This is a genomic window from Schinkia azotoformans (assembly GCF_035811335.1).
Lineage (GTDB): Bacteria > Bacillota > Bacilli > Bacillales > Bacillaceae_J > Schinkia > Schinkia azotoformans.
This window is the reverse complement of sequence record NZ_JARSMD010000017.1, coordinates 173,092-190,540: the sequence shown is the minus strand read 5'-3', so window position 1 is coordinate 190,540 and position 17,449 is coordinate 173,092. Positions and strand designations below refer to the sequence as shown.

At 38.5% G+C, this 17,449-nt stretch carries 14 protein-coding genes, 1 pseudogene and 1 riboswitch; of the genes and pseudogenes, 10 read left to right on the top strand and 5 right to left on the bottom strand.

The genetic code is table 11. From position 1 onward, the window contains the following. The first annotated feature begins 748 nt into the window (after positions 1 to 748). Together P9E47_RS10725 and P9E47_RS10720 are read left to right on the top strand one after the other, a co-directional pair. Positions 749 to 1,528 carry a DUF2268 domain-containing protein gene (locus P9E47_RS10725; protein WP_003330849.1) on the top strand — a complete coding sequence of 260 codons (780 nt, stop codon included), beginning with the start codon at positions 749 to 751 and terminating at the stop codon, positions 1,526 to 1,528. 114 nt (positions 1,529 to 1,642) lie between these two features. Further along, positions 1,643 to 2,257: a DedA family protein gene (locus P9E47_RS10720; RefSeq protein WP_003330850.1), complete on the top strand. Its 615-nt coding sequence runs from the start codon at positions 1,643 to 1,645 to the stop codon at positions 2,255 to 2,257. Positions 2,258 to 2,314: 57 nt separating this feature from the next. Here the strand turns inward: P9E47_RS10720 and P9E47_RS10715 are convergent, their stop codons facing one another. After that, positions 2,315 to 2,983: a TerC family protein gene (locus tag P9E47_RS10715; protein ID WP_003330851.1), complete on the bottom strand. Its 669-nt coding sequence runs from the start codon at positions 2,981 to 2,983 to the stop codon at positions 2,315 to 2,317. A gap of 78 nt (positions 2,984 to 3,061) precedes the next feature. After that, positions 3,062 to 3,160: riboswitch (yybP-ykoY riboswitch) on the bottom strand. Between the two features lie 339 nt (positions 3,161 to 3,499). Between P9E47_RS10715 and P9E47_RS10710 the strand changes: the two genes are divergently transcribed. The 6 genes from P9E47_RS10710 to gcvH all read left to right on the top strand — a co-directional run bounded on the left by P9E47_RS10710 (position 3,500) and on the right by gcvH (position 11,825). After that, complete coding sequence (locus tag P9E47_RS10710; RefSeq protein WP_003330852.1) at positions 3,500 to 5,383, top strand: LTA synthase family protein; 1,884 nt, start codon at positions 3,500 to 3,502, stop codon at positions 5,381 to 5,383. A 125-nt stretch (positions 5,384 to 5,508) separates the two neighbouring features. Further along, a complete protein-coding gene (locus P9E47_RS10705) occupies positions 5,509 to 7,854 on the top strand; it encodes a 3-hydroxyacyl-CoA dehydrogenase/enoyl-CoA hydratase family protein (RefSeq protein ID WP_326163403.1) in 2,346 nt (781 codons plus the stop codon). Positions 7,855 to 7,883: 29 nt separating this feature from the next. Then, the gene (locus P9E47_RS10700) at positions 7,884 to 9,059 is read left to right on the top strand and encodes an acetyl-CoA C-acetyltransferase (protein ID WP_326163402.1); all 1,176 of its coding nucleotides are present in this window, start codon (positions 7,884 to 7,886) and stop codon (positions 9,057 to 9,059) included. Positions 9,060 to 9,086: 27 nt separating this feature from the next. Beyond that, on the top strand, positions 9,087 to 10,862 hold the full coding sequence (locus tag P9E47_RS10695; protein WP_326163401.1) for an acyl-CoA dehydrogenase family protein: 1,776 nt from the start codon (positions 9,087 to 9,089) through the stop codon (positions 10,860 to 10,862). Between the two features lie 131 nt (positions 10,863 to 10,993). Further along, a complete protein-coding gene (locus P9E47_RS10690; protein WP_003330857.1) occupies positions 10,994 to 11,350 on the top strand; it encodes an arsenate reductase family protein in 357 nt (118 codons plus the stop codon). A 91-nt stretch (positions 11,351 to 11,441) separates the two neighbouring features. Beyond that, complete coding sequence (gcvH, locus tag P9E47_RS10685; protein ID WP_003330858.1) at positions 11,442 to 11,825, top strand: glycine cleavage system protein GcvH; 384 nt, start codon at positions 11,442 to 11,444, stop codon at positions 11,823 to 11,825. Between the two features lie 64 nt (positions 11,826 to 11,889). Here gcvH and P9E47_RS10680 read toward each other — a convergent pair whose 3' ends face one another. The 4 genes from P9E47_RS10680 to P9E47_RS10665 all read right to left on the bottom strand — a co-directional run bounded on the left by P9E47_RS10680 (position 11,890) and on the right by P9E47_RS10665 (position 15,820). Next, entirely contained in the window at positions 11,890 to 13,164 is a 1,275-nt protein-coding gene (locus P9E47_RS10680) for a TRAP transporter large permease (protein ID WP_326163400.1), read from the bottom strand. A gap of 1 nt (position 13,165) precedes the next feature. Beyond that, positions 13,166 to 13,657, bottom strand: a complete 492-nt coding sequence (locus P9E47_RS10675; protein WP_326163399.1) for a TRAP transporter small permease — start codon at positions 13,655 to 13,657, stop codon at positions 13,166 to 13,168. Positions 13,658 to 13,673: 16 nt separating this feature from the next. Further along, positions 13,674 to 14,708: a TRAP transporter substrate-binding protein gene (locus tag P9E47_RS10670; protein WP_326163398.1), complete on the bottom strand. Its 1,035-nt coding sequence runs from the start codon at positions 14,706 to 14,708 to the stop codon at positions 13,674 to 13,676. A 329-nt stretch (positions 14,709 to 15,037) separates the two neighbouring features. Beyond that, complete coding sequence (locus P9E47_RS10665; protein WP_003330862.1) at positions 15,038 to 15,820, bottom strand: IclR family transcriptional regulator; 783 nt, start codon at positions 15,818 to 15,820, stop codon at positions 15,038 to 15,040. 237 nt (positions 15,821 to 16,057) lie between these two features. Between P9E47_RS10665 and P9E47_RS10660 the strand changes: the two are divergent. Together P9E47_RS10660 and P9E47_RS10655 are read left to right on the top strand one after the other, a co-directional pair. Next, a pseudogene (locus P9E47_RS10660) lies at positions 16,058 to 16,285 on the top strand (fumarylacetoacetate hydrolase family protein); the annotation flags it as partial. 40 nt (positions 16,286 to 16,325) lie between these two features. After that, entirely contained in the window at positions 16,326 to 17,438 is a 1,113-nt protein-coding gene (locus tag P9E47_RS10655; protein WP_326163397.1) for a cupin domain-containing protein, read from the top strand. Positions 17,439 to 17,449: the final 11 nt, after the last annotated feature.

The following is a 17,449-nucleotide window of genomic DNA, read 5'->3' as shown; positions in this document are numbered from 1 at the left end:
GAAATAAAGTGCGTGTTTACATTATTAACCTTAAGAAAATATTGAATATATCCGCAAGTAATGAAACTTATTTAGCTCATTTTGAAGGTATCCCTGATCATGCCCATATATCAAAATTGAAGATTAAAGAAATTGAAACGATAATCCAATATTTATAATTCCGTCACTATCCCTTCTGGTTTAATTTTTTGACCTCTATCATATCAACCGCATAACTATATATACGAGAAATCCTTAATTAAAGTAAGCATCCACGACCTACAGGCGGATCCTTACTTTTTTTTGTTGTAAGGTGGGAAATAATACCTATTTAAATTGGAAATAAAGATAGTTGCCTATAAAAGTAAAATTTTGGGGTATAGTCTAGAAGAGCTGCAACAAGATTTTTTTCGTTATGTAGACGATGATTATGTAAAAATTGTTCTTCGTAATTTTAAAAAAGCTTTAAAAGGAGAAACCGCACTTATCTTAACTTCGATGTGAGAACTATTGGAATATCTGATTCTATTACTAAGTCAAATAAAAGGCGAAGTGAAACGAAGCACTGACTTTATTTTATATAATGGATCTGTGTCGAATTTTTTTAGTGGGCAAGAAGAAGTGTAATAAAACATAGGAACAACAGTTGAAGTAACACTCCCAATTACAGTAGAAGAATAGCAAGCATGAAAGCTGCCCAGGCCCATAACACTCCCAATATTATTGCATATCTTACCCTATAGGATATTATGCGATTTGAGGTGTTGGGATGAGCGTTATTGGAACGGATCAGTGGCTATTGGATTCCTATCATAATCCAATCGATATTTGTGAAAATCTAAAAAGTTATTTTCCAAAAGTGCCGGCAGCTGAGATTTATGAATATTTGAAAATACACGGAATGTATCGACCACTTAGGCAAGGAGTGGAGCGGGTCCGGGCATTGCAAAAAAACAAAGTATGGGAAATAGTGCAAAAGGATTATCTTGCCCTGCAGAAATCATGGGGTGGGCCCGATATCCCCATCTTTATTTTTCCATCTGATGTTACAAATCGAAAAATTCAGCGGGATTTTAACGGCAAATCAGGGTTAGCGTTTAAGGATAAATTGTTTTTATTTTTAACAGACCAAAATACGGAAAAAGAAATAAGAGCTGTGCTGACACATGAATATAACCATGTTTGCCGCTTGGCTAAGTTTCGCAAAAGTGAAGACCAATATGTATTGTTAGACACAATTATATTAGAAGGGTTAGCTGAAAATGCTGTTCGGGAACGACTTGGCACCAGCTATCTGGCCAATTGGACGTCCTACTACACAGATGAGGAATTGGAAAAGATGTGGATGGTATTGCTTCGCCCAAATAAAAATATTAAGAAAACAGATCGAAAACATATGGAGCTATTGTACGGTTTGCGGCGAACCTATCCCAAAATGCTCGGCTACTGTATCGGTTATTACTTAGTAAAAAAATATATGGAAGAAAAAAAGCTAAGCAGTAAAGAATTGTTAACAGAGCCAACGCATATTATTGCTGGAATTGAATAAGATGGTTAGGAGTTTGGGGTTATCTTAACTCCTTTTTTTCTTGATTCAAAAAGGGACGACTGTTAAAGTTAGAATAGTTTAACTAAATGATAAAGGAAATAGGTAGGGTGTTTTATGGAAAATTGGTTAATTAGTATAATGAATGAATATGGATACATAGGGATTTTGTTATTGATCGCACTTGAAAATATTTTTCCGCCGATACCTTCTGAGGTTATTTTGACATTTGGCGGCTTTATGACGACTACTACTGATTTAACGATAATGGGTGTCGTCATTGCCTCGACCATTGGTTCAGTCCTGGGTGCGGTTGTGCTTTACGGAATTGGTTTACTTTTGGACGTTGAGAATTTGGAGAAAATCGTTGATCGTTGGGGACATATCCTGCGCTTAACGAGGGATGACCTTTATAAAGCAGACGCCTGGTTTGATAAATATGGTCCTTGGACTGTCTTTTTCTGTCGATTTGTACCATTAATAAGAAGTTTAATTTCGATTCCCGCCGGGATGTCGAATATGAATTTCTTCCTATTTCTTATATTAACAACAATTGGAACATTCATCTGGAATATTGTTCTCATCAATCTTGGTGCTTCTGTAGGAGATTCATGGGATTCCATTGTTGGGTATATGGATATTTACTCCAATATTGTTTATGTTGTACTTGCTATTCTGTTGGTATTGTTTATTTTTATCTATATAAAAACAAGGAAACCAAGAAGAAGATAGTAGAAGAGGCTGACTCCATGGGGTCAGCCTCGTAATCTATGTCTAGCTTCAGTTTTTCTATTCCATCGCCAATTCTTCTTTTTTGATGCTTTTTCTTTTTTTTAGCACACCAGCTCCAACAACAGCTGCAACAACAAGAAGTTCAAAGCAGTACTTCAAAATGTCATTTCCAAAGAATGGTTTCATGAATGGCTCGCCTACAATCATTTTTGAAGCAGTCCAAGCCAAGATACCTGCACCAATTGTAATGATAATCGGATAACGCTCCATCCATTTAATAATAATTGTACTTCCCCAAACAACGATCGGTACTGAAATTGCTAAGCCTAAAATAACAAGCAAAATGCTTCCGTGAGCTGCACCGGCAACAGCTAAGACATTATCTAAGCCCATTGCTGCATCAGCAATAATAATAGTGCGGATTGCCGCCCAAGTATTTTCGCCTGCTTTTACATCATGTCCTTTTTCTTCAACTAATAGCTTGTACGCAATCCAGATAAGAAGGACGCCGCCGACTAACAATAATCCTGGAACTTTTAACAGCCACACTACAGCAATCGTCGCGAGAACCCGGATAAAAACAGCACCCACTGTTCCCCACAATATAACTGTTTTTTGTTTTTCCTTTGGTAAATTTCGAGCCGCAAGTCCTATTACAATTGCATTATCTCCTGCTAAAACTAAATCGATCATAACAATTGCTAAAAGTGCCGTAAGAAATTCCATACTTTTTTAACCTCCATTTTTCATTTTTTAAAATAAAAAAGACCTTTGCCTAGTGTTAACTTAGGCAAAGGTCTTGCTAAACATGTATCATGTCAACAAAGCCGATGGATAGCACTCCATGAAATGACGACTTTGTTTCAGGTTAAAAACCTGACGCTACTCCCCTTTGAAAAGGAATATTTTATTGTTATATCTATCATAAGTGAATATTTGTAATTTTGTCAACAACTAACTTATAAATAATACAAAATTAAGTTAAAATGAAACTTTTTGTGGTTTGTATTCGTCTATTACATATGTTTAAATAAATATGTCGGAGGGTTATAAGGTAAAATATGTATATTTTTTCAAATTTATAACAAAAATACAATAATTATTAGTTGCAACTTAAATTAGAAAGTAGTAAGATACTTTTCATTGATTCCTTTTTTTATTCGGATTTTTATAAATAAAAATCAAATATATATAAAGATAGAAAAGGTTATAAGGGAATTAGATAAGGGGGATTTTTTAATCATGAAAGGGTTACTTTCCAAAGTAAAAAACTTTCGACCAAGCTCTGAGGAAAAGTTTTTAATTGCTACAGTAGTTTTATTGTGGCTAAAATCTTATTTAATTAGTCGTTTTATTTTCGACTTATCATTAGAAAATGCTGTTGAGGAATTTATTCTCTTCATAAACCCATTAGGTCCGATTTTATTATTATTCCTATTTGCTTTTGCATTCAGAAGAAAATTAAGCCGCAGGGGAATTCTAATAGGCAGCTTCATTTTCACATTTATAACCTATGCTAATTTAGTGTACTACCGCTTTTTTAACGACTTTATCACAATTCCGGTATTATTCCAGGTGAAAAACTTTGGAGATATAGGCGGCAGTGCTTTTGAATTAATGAAGCCGACTGACATTTTGCTTTTTGTTGATATTATTGTGCTAGCTTTTATTGCTAGAAAGAAAGAAATTAAGATTGTTACCTTTCAAAAGCCCGCACAGCGTGTGCTAATGCTTTTGTCTGTTGGTTTACTAATATTCAACGTATTATTAGCAGAAACACAAAGACCACAGCTTTTAACTAGAACATTTGACCGTGAGATGTTGGTGAAATATCTTGGGGTTTACAATTATCATATGTATGATTTATTCATGCATTCAAAGGCATCAGCTCAACGAGCGTTTGCCGAAGGCAGTGATATCATTGAAGTAGAAAACTATGTGAATGATGGTGTAGAAAAAAAGAATGAAATGTCTGGTATAGCGAAAGGCAAAAACGTCATTTTAATTTCATTGGAGTCTTTCCAAAACTGGCTTATTAATTATGAAGTAGACGGACAACCGGTTACACCTTTCTTGAATGAATTGGTTAAGGATAGCCTATACTTTGATAATTTCTATCACCAAACAGGTCAAGGTAAAACATCGGATGCTGAGTTTTTAAATGATAACTCTTTATATCCATTACCAAGTGGAGCTGTATTTACTCAAAATGCTCAAAACAAGTTTTACGCTCTTCCGGAAATTTTAAAAAATAATGGTTACACAACAGCATCATTACATGGTAACAATAAAAGTTTCTGGAATCGTGATTTAATGTATAAAGCTTTAGGTTATGATCACTTTTTCGATGAGACATATTACAATGTAACGGAAGAAAATTCAATAAACTATGGCTTAAAGGATATTCCATTCTTTGAACAATCAATACCATTATTGCAAAGTTTGCCGCAGCCGTTCCATGCTAAGATGATTACATTAACAAACCACTTCCCGTATATTCTTGATGATGCGGACGTGATGATTCCACGATTGCAAACGGGAGATGGCTCAGTGGACCGTTATGTGCAAACCGCTAGATATTTAGATGAATCACTGAAAGTTTTCTTTGAACAATTAAAAACAAGTGGTCTATATGATAACACGATTGTGGTCATGTATGGCGACCATTATGGAATTTCGGAAAATCATAATAAAGCAATGGCCCAAGTGATTGGCAAGGAAATAACACCGGACGTTCATGTTGAATTACAGAAGGTGCCGTTCATCGTTCATATTCCAGGTGTGGAAGGCAAAACGCTTCATACAATAGGCGGCCAAATTGATGTTAAACCAACAATTCTGGATTTGCTCGGTATTGACCCAGGTAAGGATATTGAATTTGGTGATAGCTTATTTAGCAAAACAAGAAAAGATTTTATTGCATTCCGTGATGGAAGCTTTGTAACTAAGAACTTTATTTATACTAAAGGTACATGTTATACAAAAGGAACAGGGTTACCGGCAGATCAACTTTTCTGTGAACCACAAAAAGAAATGGTTGAATATGAGCTTGCTTTATCGGATAAAGTGATTCAACGCGACTTGCTTCGTTTCTTAAATGAACCAATTGAAAATCTTAAAAAGTAACGATATAAAAGCTGACCAGTAGAAGCCGAACTGGTCAGCTTTTTGTAGTTCGTAATATTTAAATGACTTTGAAAATAACTTATAGTAAACGGTACAATAGAATGAATTTTATAGGAGGTTGGAGTATGGGTCGAACTATAAAAAAGGCGGCTGTTCTTGGTTCAGGTATCATGGGGTCAGGAATTGCGGCCCACTTAGCTAATGTTGGTATTCCAACATTATTGCTCGATATCGTTCCTGCGGAATTAACTGCTGAAGAGATTGCAAAAGGCCTTGCCCTAAAGGATAGGAATGTTCGGGACCGCTTAGCAGTAGCAGCCAAGCAGAAATTATTAAAGCAGAAACCAGCCCCCCTAACATCAAAAGAACATCTCCATTTAATAGAACCAGGAAATTTGGAAGACGATCTTGATCGGCTGAATGAGGTTGATTGGATCATTGAAGTTGTCGTAGAACGATTAGATATCAAGAAAAAAGTATTAGCTACAATTGATAAAGTAAGAAAAAAAGGAACAATTGTCAGCTCCAATACATCCGGGATATCGATTGAGGCGATGGCTGAAGGACGATCCGATGATTTTAAAAAGCATTTTCTTGGCACCCACTTTTTTAACCCACCACGTTACTTAAAACTACTTGAAATTATTCCTACAAAATACACAGATCAGGCTGTTCTAACATTCATGAAAACTTTTGGTGAAAATGTACTTGGTAAAGGAGTTGTCGAAGCAAAGGATACCCCAAACTTCATTGCGAACCGGATCGGTACGTACGGCTTGCTCGTAACCGTTAGAGAAATGGTAAATGGAGGCTACAGTGTCGGCGAAGTGGATTCAGTCACAGGTCCAATAATTGGACGCCCTAAAAGTGCAACCTTCCGAACTCTAGATGTCGTTGGCCTCGATACATTTGCGCATGTGGCAGATAATGTACATGAAAATGTTTCCGGTGATGAACAAGAGGTTTTTGTATTGCCGCCATTTATGAAGAAAATGCTCGATAATGGCTGGTACGGAAGCAAGGTAGACCAAGGCTTTTATTTAAAAAAAGGAAAGGAAATCCTTGAACTCAATATCGAAACGATGCAATACGAACAACGGAGAACGCTAAAAACCGCTTCTATTGAAATGAGTAAGCAAGCGAAAGGCTTAGCCGAAAAGTTAAAGATGTTAGTCTATGCAGAAGACCGTGCTGGCCAGCTTCTTTGGAATATAATTAAGCCCACACTTCTGTATTCAGCAGAGCACGCCCAGGAAATTGCGGATGATTTCGTAGCGATTGACCAAGCGATGAAATGGGGCTTTGGCTGGGAGTTGGGACCTTTTGAAACATGGGACGCGATTGGCCTTGAACGATCGATTCAAAAAATGGAGCAGGAGGGTGAGCGAATACCTGCTTGGGTTACGGAGCTTTTCGCTTCTGGAAAAAAATCCTTTTATGAAAATAAAATCGTAGAGTACAATCCGAAGGTCATTCATTTAAAACGTGTGAAAGACCAACATGGCGTGATTAAGAAAAATAGCGGGGCTAGTCTAATTGATATGGGCGACGATGTGGCTGTGTTGGAATTTCACTCCCCAAATTATGCGATCGGTTTAGACATTATCCAAATGATCAATTATGCCGTAGATGAAGTGGAAAAGAACTATAAGGGGCTCGTCATCGGTCACCAAGGGAAGAACTTTTGTGTTGGTGCCAATCTTGCACTGATCTTGATGGAGGCTCAAGATGATAACTATTTTGAAATTGACTTTGTAGTCCGGCAATTTCAAACCGCGATGATGAAAATTAAATATTCCGCAAAGCCGGTTGTGGCCGCACCTTTTGCTTTTGTCTTGGGGGGCGGAGCAGAGATTTGTCTACCGGCAGCCGCTATTCAAGCCTCAATTGAAACCTATATGGGTCTAGTTGAAACGGGTGTTGGTGTCATCCCTAGTGGTGGAGGCAATAAGGAGCTTTATTTACGGCAATTAGAAAAGCTAGGGGCTTCTGGTGGGTATGATCTGCAAAAAGCGGCGCTTGCTACATTTGAAACCATCGCAATGGCAAAGGTTTCAACATCTGCCCATGAAGCTAAAGAAAACGGCTATTTATGTGTTACTGATGGCATAAGCTTTAATAGTGATCATTTATTATTCGATGCGAAACAAAGGGTGCTTGAACTGGATGCAAGTGGGTATCGCACACCAATACGCGCAAAAATTCCGGTGATTGGGGAAGTGGGCTATGCCACCATGCTCCTTGGTGCCCAAAACTTGAAAAACTCCGGTTATATATCAGACCATGATATGAAAATTGCTAAAAAACTCGCCTATGTCATTGCTGGTGGTCGCCTTCCGGAGGGTACATTAGTAGATGAACAATACTTATTAGAGATAGAACGGGAAGCCTTTTTAAGCCTAGTAGGAGAGAGAAAAACGCAGGAAAGAATGAAATATATGCTACTGAAAGGAAAGCCATTACGTAATTAATTTGATTGGATTAAAAAGGGGGGAAGCTTGTGAAGGAGGCAGTAATTGTTGCTGGTGCAAGAACACCGGTTGGTAAAGCGAAAAAAGGTTCACTTGCCAATATGCGCCCTGATGATTTGGCAGCCTTAACTCTTAAGGAAACATTAAAACGTGCAGGTGATTATAACGGGACGATTGATGATGTCATTATCGGCTGTGCCGTCCCTGAAGCCGAACAAGGGATGAATATGGCAAGGCAAATTGCTGCACTGGCCGGTTTGTCTTATGAAACACCAGCGATTACGATTAATCGGTACTGTTCATCAGGACTGCAATCGATTGCCTATGGTGCCGAGCGGATCATGCTTGGGTTAGCTGACACGATTATAGCCGGTGGAACCGAGTCGATGAGCCTTATTCCGATTACGGGTCATGTACTTAAGCCGAATCTGAAACTCGTTGAAAATGCGCCTGAATACTATATGGCGATGGGTCATACAGCAGAAGCAGTTGCACATAAATACAAGATTAGTAGGGAGGATCAAGATGCCTTAGCGGCACGAAGCCACGCTAAGGCGGCAAAGGCCTTAGCAGCAGGGAAGTTTACTGAAGAAATCGTTCCTGTTGAAGTGATTCGTCGTGCAGTCGGTGCTGGCTATAAAGTGAAAGAGGATGCCTTTTTGTTGCAACAGGATGAGGGGATCAGGGGAGATACAACACCGGAAATCTTAAGTAAGTTAAAACCGGCCTTCCAGGCAACTGGTACAGTAACTGCCGGCAATTCCTCACAAATGAGCGATGGTGCCGCAACTGTATTATTAATGGACCGGGAAAAAGCAATAAGTGAAGGATTGCAGCCATTGGCAAAATTCCGTTCCTTTGCAGTAGGTGGCGTTCCTCCTGAAATTATGGGTGTGGGACCGGTTGTTGCCATTCCAAAAGTATTGAAACTGGCTGGACTAGAATTATCAGATATCGGTTTAATTGAATTAAATGAAGCATTTGCATCACAAGCCATCCAAGTGATCCGTGAACTTGGGCTGGATGAAGATAATGTGAATGTGAACGGTGGTGCCATTGCTTTAGGACATCCACTTGGCTGTACAGGTACAAAGCTGACATTAACTTTAATTCACGAAATGAAGCGCCGTAATGTCCAGTTTGGAATCGTCACGATGTGCATCGGCGGCGGTATGGGTGCTGCCGGGGTGTTTGAGTTAGTGTAAACCAAATTTCCGCGGGGAGGAATCAAGATGACAAACGAGTTCATCAAAGGAGCGCAGTTTTTAATGGATGATATTTCATATGAAAACGTATATACCCCAGAGGATTTTACTGAAGAACATAAAATGATAGCGAAAACAACCGAGGATTTCGTAATGAATGAAGTTTTGCCCCATCTGGACGATTTAGAAAATCACCAATTTGATAAATCTGTACAATTACTAAAAAAGGCAGGTGACTTAGGCCTCTTGGGTGCCGACGTGCCTGAGGAATATGGAGGAGTTGGGCTCGATAAAATCAGCTCCGCCCTTATTGCTGAAAAGTTTTCTGTTGCCGGTGGATTTTCGATCTCCCATGGTGCGCATGTAGGGATAGGCTCCTTACCGATAGTATTTTTTGGCAACGAGGAACAAAAACGAAAATACTTGCCACAGCTGGCAACTGGTGAAAAGCTGGCTGCCTATGCGCTTACAGAACCAGGCTCGGGTTCAGATGCCCTTGGTGCGAAAACGACAGCAAAGCTCAATCAAGAAGGAACACACTATATTTTGAATGGCGAAAAACAATGGATTACGAATTCGGCTTTTGCCGATATTTTTATCGTTTATGCAAAAGTTGATGGGGAGCATTTTACTGCTTTTATTGTTGAGCGCGGCTTCCCGGGTGTTTTAACTGGATCGGAAGAAAGGAAAATGGGAATTAAAAGCTCATCCACCCGTACATTAATTTTGGAGGATGTACCAGTGCCGACCTATAATGTATTAGGTGAAGTTGGAAAGGGTCATGTGATTGCCTTTAATATTTTAAATGTGGGCCGTTATAAGCTGGCTGTCGGGACCATTGGTGGCTCGAAGCGGGCCCTTGAGCTTTCAGCAAAATATGCGAATGAAAGACAACAATTTAAAACGCCTATTGCCAAATTTGGTTTAATTCAAGAAAAATTAGCAAGCATGGCAACAAAATTATATGCAATGGAAAGCTCTGTCTGGAGAACAGTCGGGTTATTTGAAGACCGCTTAGGCGCCTTATCACCAGCGGAAGTAAATGATGGCAAGGCCGTCGCTAAATCAATTGCTGAATATGCAATCGAGTGTTCTTTAGGTAAAGTTTTCGGTACAGAAACGCTTGATTATATCGCGGATGAAGGCGTCCAAATTCATGGCGGCTATGGTTTTATGGCAGAATACGAGATTGAAAGAATCTACCGTGACTCACGTATCAATCGAATATTTGAAGGAACAAATGAAATCAATCGATTAATCGTCCCGGGTACCTTGCTCAAAAAGGCGATGAAGGGTGAACTTCCACTTCTGCAAAAAGCGCAGGCACTTCAAGAGGAGATCATGATGATGATGCCGGAAGAACTTGAAGACGGTGTACTTGAGCAGGAAAAATATCTCGTTAAAAATGCAAAAAAAATCGCCTTGCTTTCCGCAGGCTTGGCAGTTCAAAAGTTTGGTCTTGCCCTCGAAAAACAACAGGAAATCCTAAGCAATATCGCCGACATCGCGGGTAATATTTATGCGATGGAATCAGCGCTTTTACGTACAGAAAAAGCAATCGCCAGAAATGGCATCGAAAAAAATAAGCAAAAGATATTATATACCGAAATCTATTGTCAAGAGGCGTTCAATCAAATTGAAGTACATGCAAAGGAAACTATCGTCGCTGCAGAATCAGGTGATATGCAGCGAATTATGATGTCGGCCCTTCGCAAACTTACTCGCCATATCCCAATCAACGTGATCGCTAAAAAACGAGAAGCGGCTGCCGGTGTAATCTCAGCCGAAAAATATATTGTCTAAAAGACTTGGCTCCTAATCAATTAGGAGCTTTTTGCATGCCAATTGACAGCACCACCCTTGTTTTCCCAAAAAGAATGAAATCCCGGAAAGGATATGATAAAATAATCATAAAAATGAAAAGGAGGGAACAAATGGGAATTTCTTTTTATTGGTATCCCAAATGTGGGACATGCCGAAAAGCAAAGCAATGGTTAGAAAGTCATAAAATTGATTTTAATGAAATACATATCGTTGAAAATCCACCTTCAAGGGAACAACTAGAAGATTTTTATAAAAAAAGCGGGCTGGAACTTAAAAAGTTTTTTAATACAAGCGGTCAAAAATATCGGGAGCTAGGCCTAAAGGATAAAGTAAAGACGGCAAGCGAAGATGAATTACTGGATCTTTTAGCATCAGATGGCATGCTGATTAAACGCCCGATCGTAACGGACGGTGAAAAGGTTACAGTTGGTTTTAACGAAGAACAATTTAATGAAACATGGCAATAACATTTTTGTACGATATTTAAATAGTTATTATAATCTACCTTTAAATGGGTAGCTTTAATAAGTATACAATATGGACCATGGAGGGATTATCTTGAGTATTCCAAAGGATTTACGCTATTCAAAAGAGCATGAATGGGCAAAGGTAGAAGGAGATAAAGTCCGAGTAGGCATTACGGATTTTGCGCAATCAGAATTGGGAGATATCGTGTTTGTTGAGCTTCCTGAGGTTGGTTCAGAGGTAAACACTGGTGAACCATTTGGAAGTGTTGAATCAGTAAAAACAGTTTCTGAACTTTATGCGCCAATCAGCGGTAAAGTTGTGGAAATCAATAGTGATCTTGAAGATAGTCCTGAATTAGTAAATGAATCATCATATGAAAAAGCATGGATGATTTTGATTGAGCCATCTAACACTTCAGAATTGGATCAATTAATGACTGCAGAGCAATACGAAGAAATGATTAAAGAAGACTAGTAAAAAAGAACATGACTTTTGGCTACTTTGCAAAAGGTCATGTTCTTTTTTAAAAAATGGGCTATCATTGTAAAACGGTAGGAATCCACATTACCATCGATGGCCAATACGTAATGATAAGTAATGCTGCAAAGGATGCAACTAGGAATGGCCAGATTGCTCTCGTAAGTGTTTCAAGTTTCACATCCGCCAATGAGGATGCAATGTATAACCCGGCTCCAACAGGTGGTGTTAACAATCCGATTGTGAGGTTAATACATATGATAACCCCGAAGTGAATTGGGTCTATTCCATAGTTGATAAGCAATGGGGCGAAGATCGGTACCAAAATAATTAAAGCCGCAATTCCATCCATAAACATTCCTACAAGTAACAAGAACAAATTAACAATTAATAAAAATACTAATGGATTTTCTGATAACGATACCATCCAATTGGCAATGGCCTGTGGAATCTTTTCAAATGACAGCATCCAACCAAAAAGGTTTGCCATAGCAATTAATAACGTTATCGTGGCCGTCGTCATAGCGGTATTAATCATGATCGTAGGCAAGTCTTTGATTTTTAGTTCACGGTAAAAGAAAAATCCAACAATCAATGCAATGATACAAGCGATCGCAGCCGATTCAGTTGGAGTAAAAACACCGCTCAATATTCCGATAATAATGACTCCGGGAACAAGAAGTGCGGGGATTACTTTTACAAATGAATTGAAAATTTCTAAAAAGGAGGCACGCTCATGTGTCGCCCATTTTTGTTTCATTCCTGTTAACGCAATTAATACGATAAAGGATAATCCTAGGATTATTCCAGGCATTATTCCGGCTAGAAACATCGTGCCGATTGACGCACCGGAGGAAACCCCATAAATAATGAACAACATACTTGGTGGGATAATCGGTCCAAGCAGCCCTGCAGCCGCAGTTGTTGATGCACTGAATTCACGTGAATAGCCTTCCTTTTCCATCGATGGAACCATGATTCTGCTCATCATTGCAATTTGCGCCGTAGCCGAACCGATGATCGACGCCAACAGCATATTGGAAATGACGTTTACATAGGCTAAACCACCGCGGAAATGACCGACAAGTGTTTTGGAAAAACCAATAAGCCTGCTTGTAATTCCACCTGAATTCATCAATTCCCCAGCAAGCATGAATAATGGAATGGCAAGTAAACCGTAATTTTCTAAACTCGAGTAAAGCCTTTGTGGAGCGGTAGCTAATAACCCCATATTATCTGAAACGATAATGTACAGAATTGTTGTTATTCCAAGCACGAAGGAAATAGGTACTTGCAATAGCAAGAGAATGATAAAAATGATTAAAGCGACTGTCATATTACACTACTTCCTCCTTCTTCTTGAAGTTTTTAACTATTAAATCTAAAGAATGTACGATTAAAAAGAAAAAACTAACAGGTACGCTCAAGTAGGCAAAAATCATTGGCATTCTCATTGAGTTTGAATACTGTATCATAATCGTAGGCCCAGATAACCAGATGACCGATTGATAGAAAATATAGCCGACAAACAGTAATACTACAAGAAAACTAATCCCTAAAAGAATCATTCTTGCTTTACCGCTGAAACGGTCCATAAAAATAGTAACAGCAGCAGAATTTTGTTGTTTGATACTCATGCTTCCTCCAATAAAGGTAAGCCAGACGAGCGAAAAAATTGCCGTCTCGTCTGACCAAGTTAGAGGAGCACTTAATACATAGCGATAGAAAACACCAGCTGATAAGGAAATGAGCATTACTGTACAAAGAATAATGGCCAGTAATTTCTCTACTTTATGCAGCCAATCGCTTAACAAATGTATAAAGTTCATGGTGATCCTCCGTTATTTATTTTTTTGTTTCCTCCAAGAAAGCTTTAATGATTGGTGATTTTTGTGAATAGGTTTCTTCTACTTGTTTAATCATGCTTTCGAACGAAGTTGCATCTGTTAATTCTTCTACCTTTACACCAGCTTGTTTTAATGTTTCAAGGTTTGCGCTTTCACGATTGATTGCCTCTTGAACGCCCCAATCGACTGCATTTTTAATAGCCGTTTTGACGATTTCTTGATCTTCAGCAGAAAGCTTGTTGTATGAAGCTTGGCTCATGACAATAACCGTTGGGAATGTAAAGTGATTCGTTAATGTTAGATTTTCAGCATTCTCATAATATTTTTCTGTTACTAGAGCATCTAAGTCAATATCGATACCATCGATAACACCTGTTTGCAGTGATGTATAAACTTCAGGAAGCGGCATTGCAGTTGGACCAGCCCCAATGGCAGTCCAGAAATCTTGAATAGCCGGGCTTCCAATAATACGGACTTTTTTGCCTTTTAAATCTGCTGGTGAAGCGATATGACCATCTTTCATTAAAATGTGGCGGTTTCCTGCAAATCCAAAATCGAGCCCTACTAATCCTTGAGCCTCGAGCTCCTTTAACATGTCCTTGGCAGGTGCAGATTCTCTTACAGCCACTGCATCTTTTAAACTCTTAAATGCAAATGGCATGAACCATGCATTAAGTGACTCTTGTCTAGTACTCATATAAGCATTAGTTAAAAAGCCAAAGTCAATGGCGCCTGTTTCTAGCTGTGAAACCATATCTTTTTCAGGGCCCAGCTGGGATGCCGGATAAACATCCAGTTTCATTCTACCGTTTGATAGCTTGTCTAATTCTTCTCCGAATTTCAGTGCTGTTTGATGCCATACATGGGTTTCTTGAGTTACATGTGTGGCCTTGAAAGTATACGTTTGCTCTTTTCCGCTTGCTTCATTTCCACCGCTAGCTTGTTGACTTCCTCCTCCGCAGCCTGCTAGTAACAATGTCAGGACTGACAAAATTGCTAAAATTGATAATTTCAAGCTGTTTTTTTGTTTCATTGAAATTTCCTCCTTTTAATTATGTGAATTTTAAATTAAACGCTTTCAATAAAACTTATAAAATAGATACTTTAGATACTTAATAGACTATCTATATTAAAGATTATCGAAATAGTGAATTAAATTCTTTTTTTATAATAAAAGGCAAGGTAATAAAAGTCAATTAATATTTTGAATATTCATCATATTTAGTTAAGATAATTATTAAATGAATTTATATAAAAATAAAAAAAGCGAGCGTTGTCTATAAAAATGTAATGTCCAATTATGAACATAAGACATTCTTTATGCAATCGTTCGCTTTTATTTAGGTTAATTTTTTATCGATATTATTCAGCATAAGAGGCTTTATTTGGATCAAAACCAAATGACTCTGAGATTTCTTTTGCACATTTTAAAACAAATTGGCTGACTTCATCATCATGCATTTGGGGAACGAGTGGTGAAAAGCCGACAATTGTTAATGCACCCAACAACTCTTTTTTATAATCAAAAATAGGTACACTGAAGGACGAAACATGTTCTACTAATGGTTCATTTGAATAAGAAAAATATGTATTGGAAATACTTTTTTGTTCCTCTTCAAATTCTTTTCGCTTATTTTCCGGAACTTTACTTAATTCTTTTAGTCTCCATTCCTTGATATAGACCAATTCTTTAAATGTTGCAAATACTTTTCCAGAGGATGACATCAATGGAAGATGCGTGCCGATTTGTGCACCAATATTTAATCCGTAATTAGCGCTCCAAATATTGGCGATCACAGGACCATCGTGTGTCCAAACTGCTAACAGGGCAGTTAACGAGGTCTGCCGGCTGATTTCTTGTAAATAAGGTGCAACTTTTCCGATAAGATCTTTACTTCCAGTTGCCGCTATACCATATTCAATTAATTTGCTGCCAAGGGTGAAAGTACCTTGTTTTTTATCACGATACAATAAGCCCAGTTGTGTCAAAGTATTTAAGTACTTGTAGAGATTACTCTTGGTAATGCCTGATAATTCCTGAATTTCATTAAATTTCAATGATTGTCCATGTTCGGCTATAAGATCTAATAGCTGAATTCCTGTTTGCAGGGACTGGATAACAGGCGCGTTTTTTTGACTTTCCATAAATTTCTCCTTTTTAATCATCCTTTAGTTTCATGTCATTATAACAAAAGAAAAAGTAATTAAAAATAAATTATTCAACCCTGTATTTTATGGATTTCAATAAATTCGATATATTTTATAAATTTTAAATATTTATGTTGACAAATATACGAGAAATATCTTACTATTTTCTCAAATAGTGAACTTTGTTAACTATAAAGATAAAAAAGTTAATGGTAAGGGAGAGATGGATTTACAATGAAACTTATTACTTTCACACAAAACGGCGTACAAAGAATTGGTGCGCTGGAAGGTACAAAGGTTATTGATTTACATACAGCTTTTGTAGCAAAACTCCGTTCAGAAGGAAAGCTTCGTGCTAGCCAGATTGCAGACGCCTATATTCCGGCCACAGATATGAATGGCTTCCTGCAAGGTGGAGAGGAGAGCATGGAGTTTGCAAAACAAGCTATTGAGTTTGCTTTAAATAATGAAAGCGCTATTTCGCAAATGAGGTGGAAACGAAATGGCTGAGAAAAATGATTTCTTTCAAAGTATAGAAGTCCGTGATTTTACCCGTGATATTGCACAGTATAATTTAGGGCCGTTATGGGATGCGATTCCGGACTTAATGAAAAAGGAACCAACGCCACAGGCTGAGGCTTATCTTTGGAAATATGATCTGCTTAAGAAAAAATTATTAGAAGCTACGAAAATTTTCACGCCTGAACGCGGTGGTGAACGCCGGGCGATTTATTTTCAAAATCCAGGGCTTACATACAGACAGCCTTGGGGTTGGGCATCGGCAACACAAACACTTTATGCAGCGATTCAGTTAATTTTACCTGGTGAAACAGCTCCGTCGCATCGACATGTTCAAAATGCGCTTCGATATATTATCGAAGGCGAGGGCGCCTATACAATCGTTCAAGGACAACGAGTCTTCATGGAACGTGGTGATTATTTAATCACACCAGGCGGGCTGTGGCATGGACATGGTCATCCAGGTGATGAGCCAATGATTTGGATGGACTGCCTTGATATCCCGACGGTCTTCCATCTTGGTGGAACGTTTTTTGAGAACCATCCAGACCATCTAGAAAAGCCGAGTGTGCCTGATAACTATACAGCACAGCGCTATGAAGGTGGAATGGTACGTCCAATTTCCGATCGCTATCCACAAATTGCTCCCGTTGGTGCCTATAAGTGGAATGCAACAGAAGCAGCTCTTGCTGGACTTAGCCGTTTTGAGCCAGACCCATGTGATGGATATGCGGTTGAATATATTAATCCGTCAAACGGAGCAACGGCTAACCCAACAATTGGCGCATGGATGCAAAAGCTTCCAGCGAATTTCCATGGTAAGGCACATCGTCATACACATTCTTTGATTTACCATGTTCATGAAGGATCAGGCTATACGATTATTAATGGCGTTCGTTTTGACTGGGAGAAAGGGGACTTCTTCGTTGTACCGAATTATGCATGGCATGAACATGTGGCATCAGAGGACAGCTACCTATTCTCTTGCAATGATCTGCCAATCATTGAGAAATTTAATTTGGAACGCAAGGAAGAGTACGAGAAGAATAATGGTTTCCAAACCGTTACAGGTGAATTTAAAGCATTACTGAGTTAACAGTACATTCG

What these genes read in the sequence shown, in the direction of transcription:
- P9E47_RS10695 (WP_326163401.1), top strand. Translation starts at nt 9,087, where the DNA reads ATGACAAACGAGTTCATCAAAGGAGCGCAGTTTTTAATGGATGATATT.
- P9E47_RS10655 (WP_326163397.1), top strand. Translation starts at nt 16,326, where the DNA reads ATGGCTGAGAAAAATGATTTCTTTCAAAGTATAGAAGTCCGTGATTTT.
- P9E47_RS10720 (WP_003330850.1), top strand. Translation starts at nt 1,643, where the DNA reads ATGGAAAATTGGTTAATTAGTATAATGAATGAATATGGATACATAGGG.
- P9E47_RS10725 (WP_003330849.1), top strand. Translation starts at nt 749, where the DNA reads ATGAGCGTTATTGGAACGGATCAGTGGCTATTGGATTCCTATCATAAT.
- P9E47_RS10690 (WP_003330857.1), top strand. Translation starts at nt 10,994, where the DNA reads ATGGGAATTTCTTTTTATTGGTATCCCAAATGTGGGACATGCCGAAAA.
- P9E47_RS10670 (WP_326163398.1), bottom strand. Translation starts at nt 14,708, where the DNA reads ATGAAACAAAAAAACAGCTTGAAATTATCAATTTTAGCAATTTTGTCA.
- P9E47_RS10710 (WP_003330852.1), top strand. Translation starts at nt 3,500, where the DNA reads ATGAAAGGGTTACTTTCCAAAGTAAAAAACTTTCGACCAAGCTCTGAG.
- P9E47_RS10705 (WP_326163403.1), top strand. Translation starts at nt 5,509, where the DNA reads ATGGGTCGAACTATAAAAAAGGCGGCTGTTCTTGGTTCAGGTATCATG.
- P9E47_RS10665 (WP_003330862.1), bottom strand. Translation starts at nt 15,820, where the DNA reads ATGGAAAGTCAAAAAAACGCGCCTGTTATCCAGTCCCTGCAAACAGGA.
- P9E47_RS10675 (WP_326163399.1), bottom strand. Translation starts at nt 13,657, where the DNA reads ATGAACTTTATACATTTGTTAAGCGATTGGCTGCATAAAGTAGAGAAA.
- P9E47_RS10715 (WP_003330851.1), bottom strand. Translation starts at nt 2,983, where the DNA reads ATGGAATTTCTTACGGCACTTTTAGCAATTGTTATGATCGATTTAGTT.
- P9E47_RS10680 (WP_326163400.1), bottom strand. Translation starts at nt 13,164, where the DNA reads ATGACAGTCGCTTTAATCATTTTTATCATTCTCTTGCTATTGCAAGTA.